This is a genomic window from Nitrosomonas supralitoralis, from assembly GCF_003011925.2.
Lineage (GTDB): Bacteria > Pseudomonadota > Gammaproteobacteria > Burkholderiales > Nitrosomonadaceae > Nitrosomonas > Nitrosomonas supralitoralis.
In genome coordinates this window covers 1-19415 of record NZ_PXXU01000002.1, presented here as the reverse complement: position 1 = coordinate 19415, position 19415 = coordinate 1, and the positions used below count along the sequence as shown (strand labels likewise).

At 44.6% G+C, this 19415-nt stretch carries 12 protein-coding genes; 8 read left to right on the top strand and 4 right to left on the bottom strand.

Translation table 11 applies throughout. The features are described from left to right. The first annotated feature begins 3 nt into the window (after positions 1 to 3). On the top strand, positions 4 to 384 hold the full coding sequence (locus tag C7H79_RS00710) for a DUF6746 family protein (protein ID WP_242447070.1): 381 nt from the start codon (positions 4 to 6) through the stop codon (positions 382 to 384). Positions 385 to 527: 143 nt separating this feature from the next. Here C7H79_RS00710 and C7H79_RS00705 read toward each other — a convergent pair whose 3' ends face one another. The 4 genes from C7H79_RS00705 to C7H79_RS00690 form a co-directional block, all read right to left on the bottom strand. Further along, entirely contained in the window at positions 528 to 2753 is a 2226-nt protein-coding gene (locus tag C7H79_RS00705) for a penicillin acylase family protein (RefSeq protein WP_106705383.1), read from the bottom strand. Between the two features lie 80 nt (positions 2754 to 2833). Next, positions 2834 to 4447 (bottom strand): long-chain-fatty-acid--CoA ligase, encoded by a 1614-nt coding sequence (locus tag C7H79_RS00700; RefSeq protein WP_106705382.1) that lies wholly within the window; start codon positions 4445 to 4447, stop codon positions 2834 to 2836. Between the two features lie 116 nt (positions 4448 to 4563). Next, entirely contained in the window at positions 4564 to 5814 is a 1251-nt protein-coding gene (locus tag C7H79_RS00695; protein ID WP_106705381.1) for a PepSY-associated TM helix domain-containing protein, read from the bottom strand. A gap of 4 nt (positions 5815 to 5818) precedes the next feature. Beyond that, positions 5819 to 7489, bottom strand: coding sequence for a cyclic peptide export ABC transporter (locus tag C7H79_RS00690; RefSeq protein ID WP_106705380.1), 1671 nt, complete (start codon positions 7487 to 7489; stop codon positions 5819 to 5821). Positions 7490 to 7787: 298 nt separating this feature from the next. Between C7H79_RS00690 and C7H79_RS00685 the strand changes: the two genes are divergently transcribed. The 7 genes from C7H79_RS00685 (at position 7788) to C7H79_RS00655 (ending at position 19395) form a co-directional block, all read left to right on the top strand. Next, a complete protein-coding gene (locus C7H79_RS00685; protein ID WP_242447069.1) occupies positions 7788 to 8894 on the top strand; it encodes a GNAT family N-acetyltransferase in 1107 nt (368 codons plus the stop codon). 10 nt (positions 8895 to 8904) lie between these two features. Next, the gene (locus C7H79_RS00680) at positions 8905 to 10206 is read left to right on the top strand and encodes a lysine N(6)-hydroxylase/L-ornithine N(5)-oxygenase family protein (protein WP_106705379.1); all 1302 of its coding nucleotides are present in this window, start codon (positions 8905 to 8907) and stop codon (positions 10204 to 10206) included. Positions 10207 to 10341: 135 nt separating this feature from the next. Continuing rightward, positions 10342 to 12510 carry a TonB-dependent siderophore receptor gene (locus C7H79_RS00675; protein WP_242447068.1) on the top strand — a complete coding sequence of 723 codons (2169 nt, stop codon included), beginning with the start codon at positions 10342 to 10344 and terminating at the stop codon, positions 12508 to 12510. Positions 12511 to 12626: 116 nt separating this feature from the next. Next, the gene (locus C7H79_RS00670) at positions 12627 to 13592 is read left to right on the top strand and encodes an alpha/beta hydrolase (protein ID WP_106705377.1); all 966 of its coding nucleotides are present in this window, start codon (positions 12627 to 12629) and stop codon (positions 13590 to 13592) included. Between the two features lie 62 nt (positions 13593 to 13654). Further along, positions 13655 to 15025: an efflux transporter outer membrane subunit gene (locus tag C7H79_RS00665; RefSeq protein WP_258577618.1), complete on the top strand. Its 1371-nt coding sequence runs from the start codon at positions 13655 to 13657 to the stop codon at positions 15023 to 15025. 48 nt (positions 15026 to 15073) lie between these two features. Beyond that, a complete protein-coding gene (locus C7H79_RS00660) occupies positions 15074 to 16264 on the top strand; it encodes an efflux RND transporter periplasmic adaptor subunit (RefSeq protein WP_106705375.1) in 1191 nt (396 codons plus the stop codon). Further along, positions 16261 to 19395: an efflux RND transporter permease subunit gene (locus C7H79_RS00655; protein WP_106705374.1), complete on the top strand. Its 3135-nt coding sequence runs from the start codon at positions 16261 to 16263 to the stop codon at positions 19393 to 19395. Before C7H79_RS00660 ends, C7H79_RS00655 begins: the two co-directional genes overlap by 4 nt. The last annotated feature ends 20 nt before the right edge of the window (positions 19396 to 19415 follow it).

The following is a 19415-nucleotide window of genomic DNA, read 5'->3' as shown; positions in this document are numbered from 1 at the left end:
AATATGAATATGAAAAGATCGGCATTTTTTGCAGCAAGTATACTTATTTTAGGTTTTACGACATTTGTGTCGGCGGATGAACGACCAGGTCATTTTAAAGGTAAGTCAGCAAACACATTGAAGCAGGCGGTGATTAATTTTTCTGAACACAATGCTAAATTAGAAGAAATATTAGCCAAAGAGAGTTTGACTCCCGAGGAGTTGCATATCGTGCATGAGTGGACCTATACTTTAGAAAATGCATTGAATAAAATTAATGAAGAATTTTTAGAGCTTGCAGAAATACTTGAAAAGGTACATATAGCTTCAGAAACCGCCGACATGGAAACAGTAAAGAATCAAGGTCTTCGCTATTTGGGAATCGCCCGTCAAGTAATAAAATAAATAAAAAACTGCTCAGGCAAGTACTTGTTAAAAGCGAAATTAACAGGGGGTAAGTAAGGGATTATTATCCACCAGATCAATCAGATGGCTGTACTTTAGAGCGATGCTTTGTAAGCAGTAATACGCGATCTGATTGAGTCCATTCATCTTGCAGCAGGTTTTCGCTCCTGGCTAATCGAGGAGTTTAGTACTAAATGCTCGTGCATTGCTAAATTTCCTTCAATCTCTTTTAGTGTGCGCCAAGCCGGGCGCAGTTTCTGATCTGCAGTCAATTGCAATTGGTTGTTCATTTTGAAAATATTATCCTGGGTGGCGTTTCCATAAGTTGTTAGTACTTGAGCACGAACAGGCTGTGAGAACTCAACTATTGCAATATAACTATCACCGGAAGAGGACTTAAGCTTCCCATCTTCATCTTTTTCATAGACAATTTCACGGAAAACACCTAGCTCAGTACTAGAGCCGTTACCGGGTAAGTCAACTCCGTTACGACGCAGGCGAGCAATATCCCCCCATGGCATGTCGAGCTTATTTGCGTTAGCTTGCAATTCATTGACGGCATCGTGCAAAGCCGATAAAGCCAATGACACGTCAGCCAAGCCGCGAGGCGAAGTCAGTGGTTCCGATGGAGTAAATGGCTGTGCATAAAAAAGGTCACCCAGTAACTGCTCAGGGAGAAATACAAAATCCGCGTCAACTTCGATAGCTTTGGCAATGGTTCGTTCGACCCATTTCTCGAACCAAACACTAAAAAGCAGTGCGCCACGGCTTTCCGCCAGATACTGTCGATCCCAGTGATTCAGTACTTCGATGGCTTGTTGTAATGACGGCTCACCACTCGCATGCGCAGCTGCCATCAGATCATCGAGCAATTGATCGGCTACCAGTGCGCGCGTCGAATGTTTGGCAGCAGCCAATTCTGCATAACTCATGCGTTGATGCGCGCTCAGCATCTGCAATCCCCGTAGTTCACGATTATTGGTTACATCGGTTGTAATGTTGGAAGGATAGCGAGCTTTGTCGAGAAAAGGCATAGTCATGTACCATGGCGCACCGTTACTATTTTGTACCCAACCTGACGCGGGATCGATTGATTTGGGCAAATCGTGGTAGCTGTGTGTTTCCGTCCAGATCAGACGTGAATCATCTCCTGTCACAGGTTTGCGCCAGAAAGCTGTATCTCCGGTTCCTCGGATCGGAATAATGCCATTGAAAGCCAGCATTATATGCTTATCAGCATCCGCATAAATTATATTGAACAGCGGTAAATGACCGCCTTGTAAGATTTTCTGGAATGCATCTAAATTAACGGCATGTCCCATTTTCCACCATTGCTGGTTCATATTGGTCAGTAACGGTGTTTCCAGTAATGCCAGACGTACCGCTAAAATTTGTCCTTCATGGTTAATCGTTGGCCCCTGTCTTGCCCTTCGGATTAAGAAAGATTCGCTTTCTGTACTATTATCCGGCTGGCGAATCTGAATAGTTTCAGTAGTCACTGTAAAATTTTGCTTTACTCCATCCATCCAATAGCCATCGTCCAGCACGCCGCTGACCAATTTCAGATGATAGAGATCACATCCATCCAAGGAGTTGACAGTATGCGTCCAACCCAGGTGATCGTTAAATGCAATTTGCAATACCGGAGAGCCCACTAGGGCTGCTCCATAAAGATTTACTTCAGGCAGCACGATGTGAGCTTCATAGAATGTTTCCAATCCACCCCAGTCGAGATGAGGATTAACCAATAGCATGGTATTTTCACTACTGGAATAGTTTGCACCCAATGCCCAACCGTTTGAAGCAACTGGTTGATCATAAAAATCAAAGCCAGGCAACACTGCGCCGCATTCTGATATGCCGGCAACAAAGACAGTCATTACTCGCGTGGTGTGAGCAATGACATCTTGTGGGGTAACCGGCAATACGGCTTTCACGGCATCGGAAATTAACTCCGGGTGTTGTTGTGCAAAATCGTTAATTCCGGTAGAAAATTCCGCCAGGTTTTTCTTAAAATCCGCTTCTTGCCGTTCATACCATTCTTGCGCTAAATTCGGAATGCCGAGCAAGCGTGTGGAGCGGTCAGCTGCTAGGTAATCCTCACCAAAAAACTCAGCGCCCCGTCCACGCGCCACAGCATAAAGTTTGAGCAGCAAATCACCATGACTCCGCATTTGCGCCCAGCCGAAAGCATAAAAGGCATCACTGTCCTGGCGAGCGACAATATGCGGAATACCCCAGGTATCCCACAAAATTTCTGCACCATCATGAATCTTTTCGGGTGGCTGAACATATTGACAAGTGCTTAGAAATAAGACGGCCAATAGTATGATGCACTGTGATGAATAGTGCTGGAATCGGTTTTTCATATTGATTTTCCCAATTGAAGCTGATTGCCTGTTGATGTAAATCCGGTTAAACCAACTGAGGACTTAAAAACATTTGTGATTTATTGCGTAGCAGCGTGTTCGGCGCGCAGAGCTTTCTTATCAATTTTGCCAACACTGGTTTTTGTGATTTTTTCAACTTGTTTGAATCGCGTAAGTAACGCATGTTTTGAGATCGATCCGTGCTCGACAAATAAACGCACTTGTTCTTGCGCAGCAGACTCCTTGAACAGTCTGTTATCCACGATCAGTAATGCCAGGGGGCGCTCTCCCCAGCGTTTGTCCGGAACACCGATGACTGCAACTTCATTGACACCGGCGACCTGAGTTAGGGTATTTTCCAGTTCCAGGGAGGATACCCATTCGCCAGCGACTTTGATGACGTCCTTCAAACGGTCGGTAATGTACAAATAACCATTTGGATCCATGATGCCGATATCCTGCGTATGCAAGTAATCATGATGCCAAAGTGCTACACTGGCCTCAGTATCATCGAGATAGCCTTGCGTCAACCAAGGCGCGCGCACGACGATTTCACCGCTGCTTTGACCATCATGAGCTTGCAACTGCATTGCTTGATCGATAATCTGCAAATCCACTAAAGGTATTGCGCGCCCGGCACAGCATAATCTTGCCAATGAATCGCCCGTTACCGAGTCTTGCGCGGTAGTGTTTAATTGAGCCAGCGTCAGTATCGGTGCAGTTTCCGATAAACCATATCCGGCAAAGCAATCGACGCCCATTTCCAATGCTTGTCTGGCCAGTGCTTGAGGCAGTGCGGATCCGCCAACGACGACTTTCCAGCCGCGAAGGTCCACGGCGGATGCTCGCGCTGCAGTCAGTATCATTTTCAATAAAGTTGGCACACAATGCGAACACGTAACCTGTTCTTCACGAATTAATTGCAGCAACATATCGGGCGCATACCGCCCCGGATAAACTTGCTTTAAACCAAGCAATGTAACGATGTAAGGAATACCCCAGGCGTGTACATGAAACATCGGTGTCAGCGGCATATAAATATCTTCGGAATGAAAACGTTGCCGCGCTGCCGGCGCAGTTAACGCCATGCCTGCCGCGAGTGTGTGCAGCACCAATTGCCTATGTGTGTAATAAACACCTTTAGGCATACCCGTCGTTCCTGTGGTATAGAAAATTGTTGCCCGGGTATTTTCATCGAAATCACTAAAATTAAAGCCGCCTTTCTGATTTGCCAGCCAGCATTCGTATTCATCATCAAATTGCAAAATAGTTTGTGGCACTGCCGTTCCGTCCGCCATGACAATATACTTTTGTATTCCAGGTAATTCTGCATGGATGCTTTCGATGATCGGAATGAAATCCGCATGCAACAGCAACATCGAAGCGCGGGAATGATTCAAAGTATAGGCAATCTGTGTCGGTGTCAGTTTGGTGTTGACTGTCATCATCGTCGCGCCATACATTGGTATGGCGAAATAGCATTCGAGATAGCGATGACTGTCATGATCCATAACCGCAATCACGTCGTTCTGCTGCAAGCCATAAGTTGCTAGTGCGGCACAGAACTGTTCAATCCGGGTATATACTTGGTAGTAACTCAAGCGTAATCGATCGCGATAGATAATTTCCTGATCGGCTGCGTTCGCCAACGGTGTATGCCAAAGCTGCTTCAGTAACAGTGGATATGATGTCATATTTATTTTAGCGCCAAGCCCGTAGCGGGTTGTATCATATAAAAATGCCGTGCATCAAATATAATTCATCTTTCAATGGGTTCTGAGATATGATTACTCAAGAGAGTATAGTTTGATCATTTTTGAGCGTGAGCCCAGCGTTTCCTTTGCCAAATAATCACGCCCGTTACTGAAAGCATTGCAACGAGTAATCCCAGTATAGAAATCATGATACGTCCAGGCAGACCAAGGATTCTACCGGAGTGCAAAGGAAATTGAGCGTCCAGAAAGATATCACCTGCACTCCCGGCTCCCGGTATTTTTTCTCCTAATAAGGAGCCATCCTGACCATCGAAATAAATCCATGGATTGCCAAGACCAAATTCTGCATGATCTTGTCCCGGTTCGTGAAATGTAACACCATAAATGCCATACTCCGGATCATAAAACATGCCTCCTAGCGGGATTCTCCAATTCCTTTTTTGAGCTTCCGCAAGGGCTAATTCGATTATTTCGCTGCGACCAATCATGGGCTCGATGGGCTCATCATGTGGGTTGGGGGTACGTATTGCAAAGGGATCGGGGGTAAGTGTGGAAAAAATTGAGACGATGGGGCGGGTGATTTCCAATTTAAGATTCATCGAGACTGCAGTCACGGCGAGTATCAATAATAACCCCCATAGCCATACCCCACCGGAACGATGCAGATCAAAATTCAGTTTATAACCGCCTTGCTGCCAGCGGAAAGCAAATGATTTTCGCCAGACTTCAAAATTGGGAAATGCAATCCATAATGCGATGCAGCAATCGATACACCACACAATTGCCAAAATTCCCATTAATACAATACCTAATTCAATGCCAAAAGCATCCGGGATGTGCATGCTATAGTGCAGTTTATACAGAAAAGGAATGAAGTTCTCCCGGGTAAGCGAGATCTCGCCCCACATGCGGGAGCCACGTAATTCGCCACTAGCTGGGTCCAGTGCGATTTGATTGAATCCCAAATCAAATGCCTTGCCTGTACTCGGATCTATGCGTCCTTTCACACCCAGCCCCAAGTTTTCATCAGGTTCGATCGTTAGCGGTAACCAAGTGACGAGTATTCTGGGATCAGCTGCTTCAAGTTGATCCGCAAGCATAGTTGGAGGAAGCGAATCCCCCTCGCTTTGTCTGTCGAATAATTGCGGATTTAACCATTCATCGAGTTCATGATCCCATGAAATGATTGCTCCGGTAAGACCCGAAATAAAGAGGAAGACAGCTAGAAAAAGACCAGTCCAGCGATGTAATAGGGTTAGAATTTGACGATTTACTCTGGATTTCCCGGATTGTTTACCTTGCTGTCCAGTCGCAGTTAGTATTGTAGAATCAACGAATTTTTTCATAATGTTAAACTACGCCATGAGCTAATATCAGCGATGAGGCGATTGTTTCAGATTCGGTTTCTGAAGGCCATGCATTAACCTGAGTCAAACGGCCGTTTTCCATGCGTATAAGGCGATCGGCTAAGTGAAAATAACGATCATCGTGGGAAATTACTAATATTGTTTTGCCCATTGCACGTAACTCAGGGAGCAATTCATGATAGAAGATTTCCTTAAAAACAGGATCCTGATCAGCGGCCCATTCATCAAATACCAGAAATGGACGATTTTCAAGATAAGAGATCGCAAGAGCCAAGCGTTTGCGCTGTCCTTGAGATAACGTAAGCGTAGTAAAGGCACCATTCTGGATTTTTACTTTATGCTGTAAGTGCAATTTTGTTAAAAGCTCGTTTCCCTTTTTATCCAGATCACTCTCATGCCTTGTTTCAAGCAATCGATCAAAGAGATGAAAATCGGAAAAAATTGTCGAAAATAACTGCCTGTAATAATCACGATTCATATCATCGATAATTACACCATTAAGAATGATCTTTCCTTCTTCCGGTGAATAGAGGCCTACCAGCAATTTTGCTAAAGTTGTTTTGCCGCTGCCATTACCTCCAACCAGGAAAGTAATTTCTCCAGGATGAAATTCCAAATCTACTGGTCCTAGCGTAAACATTTCATCTTTCTGTTCATGATAGTAGCGGTGTAATACACTTTCGAGTCTAATGGATTGCAATGGCGGCAATTCGACTTTATGGGTTTGCGATTCGGAAGAAGACATGGAGCGAGTAATTTCATCGATGCGTTCAGCCGAGACTTGTGCCAGATTTGCGCGGGGAATATTCAATAACAGAGCTTCGAGCGGTCCCAACATATAAACAAATACCAGCGCATATCCCGTCATGATCAATGTTCGATCGGGAATATCGCCGACCAGCATGAATAGCACCATGCCAATAAATGCATAAATCAGAAAATTCCCCCAGCCTGCTGAGGCTACAAAAATGGACATGCCAAGCGTCCGTTCTTTACGCACTTTCTCAATTGATTGCCCAAGCACATCATTATAGAAAGCAGTGCGTTTGTCTCGATTAAGACGTAATTCCTTTGCGCCGTCCGTGAGTGAACGAAAATAAGCGAATAAGTTGTCCTGTTCCTCGGCGGCAATATCCAGGTGCCGTATGGCGCGAAGGTGGGCAAGATGGTATCCAAGCGAACCAAATCCGATAACAAGGAGCGCTAATAAGAAAACCTGCCAAGACAGAAAAGCCATGTAAACCAAGCAACCGGCAACTACGACAGCATTTGTCAGGATTACAGGAAAACTAACGAAAAATTCGGCTACACGAGTGCAATGTTCGGAAAGTGCGGACTGTATACGCGCAGCGCCCAGTAATTCGAGTTGTCGGTAATCAGCGGCAATCACACGTTTTGCAATAAAACCGCGAAGCTCGGCGTGCGCGCGCTGTCCTAGCCGTTCAAACAAAATGGCAGCCACCACATAACTCACCATGACGCAGAATGCTGTCGCCGCGAATATGAATGCCATTTTTCCGTTATCCGCTTCGGCGGTTGTCAGTGCGGCGCTGATTTGTGCAAGCAGCAGCACACTGCAAACTCCATGCACTATGCTGGCAATTGACGCACTTACAAGTAAGGATTTGGATTGTTTAATAAGATACTTCAGCATTGTTTATCCATTTGGAAAAGATATCAATAATGACGAATGGTGAAGACAAATATTTACTCTACCACGACACTGTCTGCAGCAATTTTCAGTAAATTAGCGGTTACTCGCAGAGTATTCATGTCCAGTAGTTTGTCGCTACTTTCCAATAGCATGGCCGCTTTACAGCTTTATTTCTGCGCTTATAAGGTAGTGATAAATCTCAATATGAACGAAAAATATAAATAATAATACTTCTCATTCGTCTTCAACAATTAAGGAAATCGCAAAATACAAAAATAATCTTTTTTATTGGGAATGAATGAAGCAATTTCAATTAAATGATCAATCTTATGAGTTGTTGATGGAGCAAAAGATACTTCCGGTTCGCTTGATATCCGGCCCGGATCAAGTTTGCTTTGGTATTACGTATCAAGATCAAATGCTGCGTGTCAAAGAAATTAAAAATGGGAAAGAAACTCTCTGGCATTTATATAAACAATTTGATCAGCTGAGATTGGAATGGGCGGATCCTTCTTTTGACTATCCTGATGTGACTGAATTGCTGGCAGCCATAGAGGCTTCAATAGTGAACTATCCCCACCAGAAAAAATTATCTCTATTTATTCCCTGTGGTCAATTAAAGGAGCTATTTGATTCTGGTGTTTTGTTTATGGATGAGGATAATCAGATTACAGTTTATGTAGATCTGTTTTGGCAGCAAGCCAGAGTATGGTGCCCCTCAAACTCTGTTCGGGATTTTCCTATTCACTATGTCGTCAGTCATGGGCGCCGACATCCACTTCGACCGCCAAAACCTATGGGGAAAGTTTATCAACGATATATTTCGTGGCTGGGTCGTACCTTGTCTTTTCGAGCAATCGATCCTGCAGCTGACCTAAGTTGTTTCAATCGCTGGATGAACGATCCAGTTGTAGCAGAATTCTGGCAACAAGAAGGTGATTTATCTAAGCATCTTGCTTATCTCGCAGCTATCGAAGCAGACCCACATGTAATCAGCTTGATTGGTTGTTTTGATGATGAACCATTTGGTTATTTTGAAATTTATTGGGCAAAAGAAGACCGGATCTCGCCACATTATGATGTAAATGATTTCGATCGAGGCTGGCACGTATTAATTGGAGAGCCACATATGCGTGGTAAGCCTTTTGTTACAGCCTGGCTTCCATCTATTTCGCATTTTTTATTTCTTGATGATCATAGAACGCGGCGCCTTGTGATTGAGCCTCGTACAGATAACTACAAGATGATACGGAACCTTACGCAGTGTGGCTATGAAAACGTAAAGGAATTTGCATTTCCTCATAAGCGCGCGATGCTTGGCATGTTGTCACGTGAACATTTTTTTGCTGAACAAATGTGGGTTCCGCATCTTAATTCGTTATCTCAGTCTGTTTCAATATCCTAAGGATTGCGTCATGAAAATTTTTGATTTGATCGGTATTGGTTTTGGTCCATCCAATATAGCGCTTGCTATAACTCTTGAAGAGAAGAAACAGGTTGATTGTCCCGCTGAGTTTTTTTTTATTGAGAAGCAGCCTAGCTTCGCGTGGCACGCAAACATGATGCTGGATAACGCACATATGCAAGTTTCTTTCCTCAAAGATTTGGTCACGACGCGAAATCCGGCTAGTCATTTCACGTTTATTAATTATTTGCATGAAAAGAGAAGGCTGCAGGATTTCATTAACCTAAAAACTTTTTTTCCGAGTCGTCGTGAGTTTAATGATTACCTTGCGTGGGCCGCGGCTCATTTTGATCATTGCTGCGCCTATGGTGAAGAGGTAATTGAAGTTTTACCGGAAAAATTGGGTGATGAGATTGCGTTACTACGAGTTCGTTCCCGCGATAAATGGCAAGTCGTACATGAGCGATTAACCCGAAGCTTGGTGGTCAGTATTGGTGGTCAGCCCAGAATTCCGGATTGTTTTGTACCGATACGAGAAGATGCGCGAGTTCTTCATTCAAATGACTATCTGAAGCGGATTAAACAGCATGCGCATGTAAGAAAAATTGCTGTAGTTGGTGCGGGACAAAGCGCATCCGAAATTTTTATGGATTTGCATCAACGATTTAACAGCATACAAATTGATTTGATTATGCGTGCTCGTTCAATCAAACCATCGGATGATAGTCCCTTTGTCAATGAAATTTTTAATACTGATTTTACCGATTTTGTTTTTAATACACCGGTACAGGAGCGAGAAACAATACTCGGAGAGTTTTGGCATACCAACTATGCAGCACCAGACCTGGTTTTGATCGAGCAGATTTATAATGTGTTTTATCAACAGAAAGTTGCTGGCATTAATCAACATCGTTTTTTACGACGTCATGCAGTTAGAAAGACTAAAGCTCAATCAGATGGTATTCAGTTCACCCTTCATGACTTGAATAACGATTGCGAGAAAACCTTAATCTATGATGCTGTGGTGCTGGCAACAGGATATCACCGCGATCATTACAAATCATTATTGGCACCGCTCATGCCTTATTTGAAGGATTGCTCGGTTAATCGTCAATATCGGATAAACAGCGTACCGTCGTTTAAGCCGGCAATTTTTCTTCAAGGCGCTTGTGAGGGCAGCCATGGCTTAAGCGATACCTTGCTGTCAGTGACAGCGGTGCGTACCGCTGAAATAGCGCAAGAATTGATGAATGTCATCAATCAATCAAAAAACAATCAATCACAGCGCTCAGTGACTTCTGCGCTAACTTAGTTGGTTATGTAGAAATAATTAACTAATTATTTCTAATATATAAATAATAATATGAAGCTCTTGAGTATACTTAAAATCCATCTGAAATATTCGTTCATGTTTTTTGTTTCACAGCTGATAATTCTTCCGCTATCTATGGAAAGTTATGCTCAGCCGAAGCAAGAGCCTGCAGATCAATCAAAAAAACAGCAAATAACCCCCGCTACTGCATCCAAAGCAGAATCCGAGGAATCGGATCCAACAGTTTTCCCCATGGTTACAATCGAGGGAAAAGGTCCCGAAGATATCATCGGATATGTTGCCAAGCGTAGCATCACCGCAACAAAGACGGATACACCCATTCTGGAGATCCCACAATCGATTTCTGTGGTAACGCGTAATGAAATGGACATGCGAAGTGTTCAAAATTTTACCGAAGCCTTACGCTATGTTCCTGGAGTTACTGTTGATCAGTTTGGATTTGATGGTCGTGGTTTTGAATATCTGTTAATGAGAGGTTTTAACGCGCTTACCACTGCTAATTTCCGTGATGGCTTGAGTAATGCGGCGCAAGGGTTGCTTTTTAATTCATTTATTACAGATACCTATGGCCTAGAACGAGTCGATGTATTGCGGGGTCCTTCTTCAGTGATGTTTGGTCGTGGTGACGCCGGTGGTATTGTAAATCGTGTTACTAAAAGACCGAATGCAAATCCAGTTCGTGAAATTGAATTCCAGTATGGCAATTTTGATCGTAAGCGAATTGCGGCTGATGTAGGTGCTGTCAATAAGGATGGAACCATAATGTTCCGATTAGTCACGACAGCACTGGATAGTGATACGCAAGTCAGATATCCCAACACTGGCGGTGAACGTGCGCATAATGAGCGTTTTTACATTGCTCCATCAATAACTTGGCGCCCGACAAATGCTACCTCTATCACATTGATGGGTGACATACTTCATAATCGTAGCGGATCATCCCCTTTTTACATTGCTGCGCCCGATGGTGGTTTTTCAAATGTATTACAAAGTGATCCGAAATTTGCACGATACAATACCAATCAATCCTCGTTCAGTTATCAAATTGAACATCATTTCAATGAAGTCTTGACTGCGCGCCAGAATTTTCGCTATACACAGCAAACCGGGCGTTTCCAGGATTTGTTTTCGAATGGATTTAATACGGTTGATCAACCCACATTCGCCGACAGGGGCGCTTATGCTACCAACGAGAGGTTGAACCAGATTGTTCTAGATACTCATTTGCAAGCCAGGCTTGATACCGGTCCATTCAATCATACCGTGTTGTTGGGCGCAGATTGGAATCAGACCAATGCATCTCTCAGGTATTTTGGAGGTTACAATAATGGCTTCATTCCACCCGGTATTGATATTTTGAATCCTGTATATGGTGTGCCAATTCCGAGGCCGGATGCGCTTGGGATAAATGCAAAACAAAGGATTGATCAATTGGGTTTTTATATTCAGGATCAAATACGTTATAACGAAAATTGGATTCTGACACTGAGCGGGCGGTATGACCGAATTATTTCTAAAGATAATGATTTTTTAAATGATTCAACAACAAATGTTAAAGATAGCGCATTTACCGGACGAGTGGGTTTGACCTACTTGTACTCGAATGGTATTGCGCCTTATTTTAGTTATTCGCAATCATTCCTGCCACAAGCAGGTTTTGACTCCAGCAACAAGCCTTTTGATCCCACACGCGGCGAACAATTTGAGGCGGGTATCAAGTATCAGCCTGTGAGAGGAAGAAGTCTTTACACTGTAGCATTTTTTGATCTCACCAAAACAAATGTATTGTCACGGGATCCAACCGATGAAACGGGTTTTCGCTTTATGCAATTGGGCGAAGTGAGATCACGTGGGGTTGAACTGGAAGCACGTGCAGAATTGTTGCGTGGCTTGAATATGATCGGTTCTTTTACTTATCAAGATGTGGAGAATGTCAAGGATACTGATTTCAAGGGCAAAATGCCTGTGCAAGTTCCAACGACGATGACATCCGGGTGGCTGGACTATTCTTTCGGCGGATTAGGTATTGACTGGTTGCGAGGGTTTGGGTTGGGTGGCGGGGTGCGCTATGTGGGTAGAGTTTTTAATGAGGAAACAAATATAAGTTCAACGCCAGCATTTACATTGTTCGATGCAACGCTGCGTTATGAAAGAGGTCCCATGCTTTTTTCCATCAATGCCAGCAATATCTTTGATAATAGATATATTGCCTCAACATTTTTCGGTAGACACTATCTAGGTACCGAGCGCACAGTGATCGGTACGCTGACCTTTAGATTCTAGGTAACGTCCGCTGGATTTGTATTAAGAGTACTGTGCACATTCGTGCGTAAATACACGCAAAGGTTTTTTGTATTTACGCACAATCTATCTCATTTCTTTTTTTCTTTGGAGTATTCATGCCACTTGATGAGGATTTGGCGGCATTTCTTGAGCTTGTTGAGAAAAGCATAATTTGCGGGGAAAAAACTGTGATGCATATGCTGGCGCCCGAGAAAGCGCGATTAGATTATGACCTTTCAACACAAATACTGGATGTTTCCGGACCGACCGTTGCAAACGTGACTGAAGTTTCTATATCGTGTCGTGACGGAGGAGCAGTTAATGCGCGGCTATATAAACCAATCGAGTTCGCGCATGTTACAGATCCCTGCCCGGTGTTACTCTATTTTCACGGAGGAGGGTACTGCATTGGCGGGCTTGAGTCGCACGATTCTCTATGTCGGTCTTTCGCAGCGTTGACACCTTGTTATGTACTAAATGTGGCTTATCGCTTGGCGCCAGAATATCGTTTTCCTACGGCAGTACAGGATGCACAGGATGCCTATCAATGGCTATTATCAACCGGAGCCGAATATTCTTTGGATCCAACACGGTTGGCAGTAGGTGGAGATAGCGCAGGAGGGACATTGGCCACAGGATTGACAATTACAGCTCGTGAAGAAATGTGGCCACAACCGGTCTGTCAGATATTACTTTATCCCTGCACGGGTGCTTGGCAGAACACTGAATCGCATCGGCGTTTTGCACAGGGGTATTTGCTTGAAGAAAAAACGCTGCAATGGATGTTTATGAATTATCTTCGCAATGAGGCTGATCGAACCGATTGGCGTTTTGCACCGCTACAAGCAGGCAATTTGTGTAACCTTGCTCCGGCTCTTCTGATTTTGGCAGAATTTGATCCTTTGCTGGACGAAGGAATCGAGTATGCTAATAAAATGAAAGCTGCGGGTGTCTCTACTCGTGTCAAAATTTATCCTGGAATGATTCATGATTTTGCTCGCCTTGGAAACATTGTGAATGAGGCCCAGCAGGTGCGAAAAGATATTGCCGATGTTCTCGCTCGTACGTTTTACCCGAACTAGAGATAAAAATAATGAAGAAGTTTATTTAATTATTCTCTATTTAAAAGATTGGATCAGCTTAGGTGATTGGGATTCTTATTCGTTTGACATTATTTCTTGTCCTGACGGGATGCAATATGCTACCTCAGCGAGACCTGCAAGAGATTGGTGCGAAGCTTCCAGAGCAGTGGAATGTCAGACAGCAAGCGATCAATCAACCGATACCTGAACAATGGGTGGAAATTTTTAATGATTCGCAACTGCGAGAATTGATTGAAGCTGCTTTGGCCAATAATTATGAATTGAAGGCGGCGGCGGCACGAGTTGATGCGGCAATTGCACAAGCACGAATTGATGGATCAGGACGCTGGCCGCAAGTTTACTTTACTGCCGATCACCAACAAGTTCAGATACGCGAGGCGGGTTTTGGTTCGTCGAGATTTGGTGTGTTTGAAGCGTTGTTTGGTGTTAGCTGGGAAGTCGATGTATGGGGGCGGATACGTGATTTCCAGCAAGCGGCGATGTCGGAAGCCGATGCCACCAACACCGATTATTATGGCGCACGGCTATCCTTGGCCGCGCGCGTAGCACAAAGCTATTTTGAATTGGTCGAAGCAAAATTGCAGGCAGCGATAGTAGAGCAATCAATCAAGGATCGCGCCATCATAGCCAATTTGGTACGTGGACGCTTTCAGCGTGGCCTTGTGCGTGGACTGGATCTACGCTTAGCACTGACCGACCTGGCTAATGCGGAAGCAGAACTTAAAGAAACTCATAATCGAATTCAAGGTGCTGCGCGCCGCTTAGAGATTTTGCTGGGCCGTTATCCAGAAGGAGACAAATTGCAAGCTACGACTCTGCCATCTTTACCTGATGTCATTACAGCCGGATTGCCCGCTGAACTGCTGGAACGCAGACCCGATGTTGTTGCCGCATTCAGTCGTTTGCAAGCGGCGGATTTTCGGGCAACCAGCTCAAGTAAGCTGCGTCTGCCGCGCATTACACTCACTGCCGCAGGCGGTACACGCAGTCCCGATCTGACTGAACTGGTCGACCCCAGATCGGTGGCGTGGAATGTGTTTGCAGGGCTTATGCAGCCACTATTTGCCGGTGGACGCATCGCAGGCGAAATCTTTCGCAATCAGGCACGCGCAGAGGAATCGCTGAATCTCTACAAGAATACCGCGCTCAATGCTTTTCGTGAAGTGGAACAAGCCTTAGCCGCTGAAGAATGGTTGCGGGAACAAGAAACTTCGCTCAGAAAGGCTGTTGAACAAACTGAAGCGAGCCAGAAACTGGCGGTTTATTCCTATCGCAATGGTTTGATTCAGATTCTCACGCTGCTCGATAGTTATCGCAGCACACTCGTGGCGCAAAGCGCACATCTATCGATTACCCGGCAATTACTCAGCAACCGCATCAATCTGTATCTAGCTTTGGGCGGGCATGTGTAGTGAGGGCGACGCAGTGATCGTAAAACACAACTTTATGGCCACCGACGCATGAGCACGCGACGCCAATTATTCATCGCATTCCTGCTTGCGATTGCTGGAGTATCGGCAGCCATTACTATCATCAGCTTGCCTCCTCAAGCTGATCAGCAGGAAAACATTGTTAAACCGCTTTCAGTACAATACATTCAGGTAAAGCCAGAAAGGCGACGTATGGATGTGCGCTCGCAAGGCCGCGTAATGGCGCAAACTGAAATAGATTTGGTGACGGGGGTTTCGGGCAACATCGTCAAGGTCTCACCTCAATTTGTCAGCGGCGGTTTTTTTAAAAAAGGCGATTTATTGGTTTCTATCGACCCTGCGGAATACGATTTACGGGTAGCGCAAGCGCAAGCCAGAGTGATGGAAGCGCAATATCAATTGACACGGGAAGAAGCTGAAGCAGAGCAAGCCCATGATGAGTGGCAACAATTAGGGCAGGGAGATCCGAATCCGTTGAGTCTGCGGATTCCACAACTGAAGGAAAAGCGAGCAAAGCTCGCAGCCGAGCAGGAAGAGCTGAGGAATGCACGCCTGTTACGCCAACGTACAGATATAAGAGCGCCTTTCAACGGCCGGGTGCGCAACAAGGAAATCGGACTGGGGCAATATATCGATGAGGGCAGGATATTGGGTAGGATTTACAGCAGCGATATGGCCGAGGTGCGGTTACCTATCAGCACGCAGGAACTGGCCTTTATTAATATTCCTGATTTACTCAATCAGAACCAAGCAACCCCAAAAACCACGGTGCAACTCACTGCTAATTACCAAGGACAACAGCAAACCTGGCTTGGACATATTGTGCGCAGCGAAGGCGTTATCGATCAAGACACCGGAATGATAATCGTCATTGCACAAGTTGCTGATCCGTTTGGTTTAACAATCCTGAACAATCAAGCTGTCGATGAAAAATCGCCCACCGCCATTTTACCGGTCGGTTTATTTGTAGAAGCTACTATTGAAGGACGCTGGTTTGATGATTTGGTCGTTTTACCGTCCGGTGCGCTGCACAAGGATCAGTATGTTGTGATCATCGATCCTGAGAATCGATTGCGATTCCGCAGTGTGGTGGTATTCAAGCGGGAGCGTGAACAGGTAATTATTAAGGGGGGGCTCAATGAGGGCGAGCGAATACTTACAGCCGGATTTCATCATCCGGTTGAAGAGATGGAAGTTACACCTGCTGAGTTTATTCGATGAGTTTGATTGTTAGGTTCGCCAGAAATCCGATTGCCGCCAATTTCCTCATGCTGATTATTATCGCGGGCGGCGTTCTGGGCTTAACGATTTCTAAACGATATACGATTCCTCCTGCACCTCAGAATCAATTAAAGATAGAAATTGCTTATCCAGGCGCGAGTCCTGCAGAAGTGGAGCAAGCGTTATGTATTCCAATTGAAGCGGCTATCCACGATCTGGAGGGTATTCGACATATCAATTCGGTTGCCGATCAGGCTGAGTGTGATGTGATTGTGGAGTTTGATCCGGGAATTGAGGCTGCACGTTTCCAGGCAAATGTACAAGCTAGAATAGATCGCATTACAGTTTTTCCGAAAGGAGCTGAGAAGCTAAAAATTCAGGAATTAAGTGCTGCTGATATGAACGCAGTGACAATCATGGTGCATGGTGAAGTCGATATACGCACTCTGATGCGCCAACGCGATCAATTACAAGTCATGTTAAGAAAACATCCCGACATAGGAAAACTCTTTGCGTGGCCAGAGTTCCCTTATGAAATTTCGATTGAAATTACGGAATCTGATTTGCGTCGATATGAATTAAGTTTTGAAGAGATCGCTGAAGCTATTCGATCTACTTCCAATAATATTTCGGCAGGAGAACTTAAAAAAACGGATGGAAAATTATTGCTAAGAAGTATAAACCAAGCGATGACTGTGGCAGATTATGCTGCGATTACTCTGCGATCTGATCAGGATGGCATGCGTTTTTTGCTTGGTGATATTGCGCAAATTCGTGAAACAGTCGATGAACGAGATTTCTTGGCAAGAATTGATGGCAAACCAGCGGTGTCAGTATACGTCATGTCAAAAGACCGGATCACGACAACAGTGGAAGCGGTTAATGAGGTTATAGCCGCATTCCGTCCTGGATTGCCTGATGGTATCGGTATATCGACCTGGGATGATTGGTCGAAATACTATGAGCAAAATATGTCGATGCTCATGCATTCAGCTTTATTCGGTTTTTGTTTGATCTTTCTGATATTGGCATTAACTTTGCAATTTCATCTCGCGCTGTGGGTAAGCAGCGGGATTCTGATATCAGTCATGGGTGCTTTCTGGATCATGCCGATGCTGGGGATTTCATTGAACACCTATTCAATCGCAGCGTTGATTCTAGTACTAGGCATTGTGGTGGATGACGCTATTGTGGTCGGTGAAAATATTTATGCGCATCAACAGCAAGGATATATCGGCTTGTCTGGCGCAATCAATGGAACGGTGGAAATTGCCCCGTTAGTGATCATTATGGTGCTATCGACAATAATTGCATTTATACCCGGTATTTTTTTACCCGGGCTGAGTGGCCATTTGATGTATAACGTATCAGCAGTAGTTATTATAACGTTGATGTTTTCTATGTTAGAAGCGCTACTAATATTGCCTGCTCATGCGGTGGCACACTATAGCCAGACTGCCGATCAGGCTCAGACTGGTTTCACAGCTTATTTTAACGTGCTTCGAAGAAAGGTCAATGCAGGGCTGCACTGGTTAATTAACAGCGTATATATTCCGATACTTGAAATACTGCTACGTTTTCGTTACATCACGTTATCAGCATTCGCTTTTGTTCTGTTGATTACTATTACGTTAGTTTCTTCCGGACGTATTCAGAGCGTTATGGATATGCCGGTGAATGATTATTACTTGTTTGCTATTCTTCAGTTAGCCCCCGGTACTCCGTTTGAAGTAGTTAATCATGAAATGATGCGGCTAGAACGAATAGCCAATGAGATTCGGCTTGAATTAAACGCAGAACTCGGGATTGATGCCACGACCCAATTAAAAGACAGTTTCCAGCATATTATTACAGTGATTAATGACAATTCGGGTTATGTAGATATCGAAATAGCTATTGACGAGCGTATTCGTTCTCGGGTCGACAGTATCAAACATAAATGGCAGGAGCGTTTCGGTGAACCTCCAGTTGGCGGAACTTTATCTATCCAGACTTTCTGGCCAAGGAATCTTGGGATACCAGCAGCGCAATCGGGAAGTGCAATCGAATTGAAATTGATCGCTCCTGATACTGCAAGCCAAAGTGCTGCCAGTGAGATACTTAAAGCCAGGCTTTCTTCTTATGCGGGGGTTCATAGCGTAACGGGTTCTATGCAGATAGGAAAGCCTGAGTTGAACTTTAAACTAAAGCCTGAAGCTGCACTTCACGGGCTAACAATGAAAAATCTGGGAGAGCAAGTGCGCAGTGGCTTTCTGGGGCTTGAAGTGCAGCGATTCTTTCTTGACCGAGATGAAATCCGGGTTATGTTGCGCTTTCCTTCCGAACATCGTCGTTCTCTGGCTGATTTGAATCGTATGCCGATAAAACTAGCTAATGGTAATACCGTTCCTTTTTTTACTGTTGCAGAGGCAGAATACTTGCCAGGTTTTGTTAGCATTGCCCGTCAGGATCGTGAGCGGATACAGCTTGTTAGTGCGGAAGTGTATAAAGATAAAGCGAGTGTTGAAGCTATTATTGCGGACTTGCGTACGACTGAAATTCCCAGACTTGAAGCGCAATATCCAGGACTCAAAATTGCACCAGGTCAGTCTAGGCAAAAGCAGGAAGAAGCGATGTCGGCGTTGTGGGGGTATGGGATATTTGCTTTACTAGCGATCTATGCACTTCTGGCGGTTCCTTTGCGTTCCTACGCCCAACCACTAATTATTATGTCAGCGATTCCTTTTGGTTTCATCGGTGCAGTACTGGGTCATTTGCTAATGAGTATACCGCTATCGCTGGAATCGTATCTGGCATTGTTTGCGGTAGGGGGGATAGTAATCAACGATAGTCTGATATTAGTTGCAAAGATCAATGATATTTTACAAGAAAATGCATCAACTTATAATGCTGTGATCGCTGCCAGCAAAGCCCGTTTTCGTGCGATATTTCTCACGACGACTACCACCTTCATGGGATTGATGCCCCTAATAAATGCGCAAAGCTCAGACGCGGAAAAGATTATGCCAATGGCAGTTACTCTTGCGTTTGGCATATTGTTTTCGTCTTTGGTCACTTTATTTCTGGTTCCAGCCGCTTGTGTTGTTTTAAAAGAAATGTCTTTTCATAAGCCTAGCTCGAATGTTGCATGAGATGAAGTGAGAGTTACACT

Bases quoted from the DNA above. Each gene is read 5' to 3' on its own strand.
- C7H79_RS00710 (WP_242447070.1), top strand. From the start codon at position 4: ATGAATATGAAAAGATCGGCATTTTTTGCAGCAAGTATACTTATTTTA.
- C7H79_RS00690 (WP_106705380.1), bottom strand. From the start codon at position 7,489: ATGCTGAAGTATCTTATTAAACAATCCAAATCCTTACTTGTAAGTGCG.
- C7H79_RS00675 (WP_242447068.1), top strand. From the start codon at position 10,342: ATGGAAAGTTATGCTCAGCCGAAGCAAGAGCCTGCAGATCAATCAAAA.
- C7H79_RS00680 (WP_106705379.1), top strand. From the start codon at position 8,905: ATGAAAATTTTTGATTTGATCGGTATTGGTTTTGGTCCATCCAATATA.
- C7H79_RS00670 (WP_106705377.1), top strand. From the start codon at position 12,627: ATGCCACTTGATGAGGATTTGGCGGCATTTCTTGAGCTTGTTGAGAAA.
- C7H79_RS00700 (WP_106705382.1), bottom strand. From the start codon at position 4,447: ATGACATCATATCCACTGTTACTGAAGCAGCTTTGGCATACACCGTTG.
- C7H79_RS00655 (WP_106705374.1), top strand. From the start codon at position 16,261: ATGAGTTTGATTGTTAGGTTCGCCAGAAATCCGATTGCCGCCAATTTC.
- C7H79_RS00705 (WP_106705383.1), bottom strand. From the start codon at position 2,753: ATGAAAAACCGATTCCAGCACTATTCATCACAGTGCATCATACTATTG.
- C7H79_RS00685 (WP_242447069.1), top strand. From the start codon at position 7,788: ATGAAGCAATTTCAATTAAATGATCAATCTTATGAGTTGTTGATGGAG.
- C7H79_RS00660 (WP_106705375.1), top strand. From the start codon at position 15,074: ATGAGCACGCGACGCCAATTATTCATCGCATTCCTGCTTGCGATTGCT.
- C7H79_RS00695 (WP_106705381.1), bottom strand. From the start codon at position 5,814: ATGAAAAAATTCGTTGATTCTACAATACTAACTGCGACTGGACAGCAA.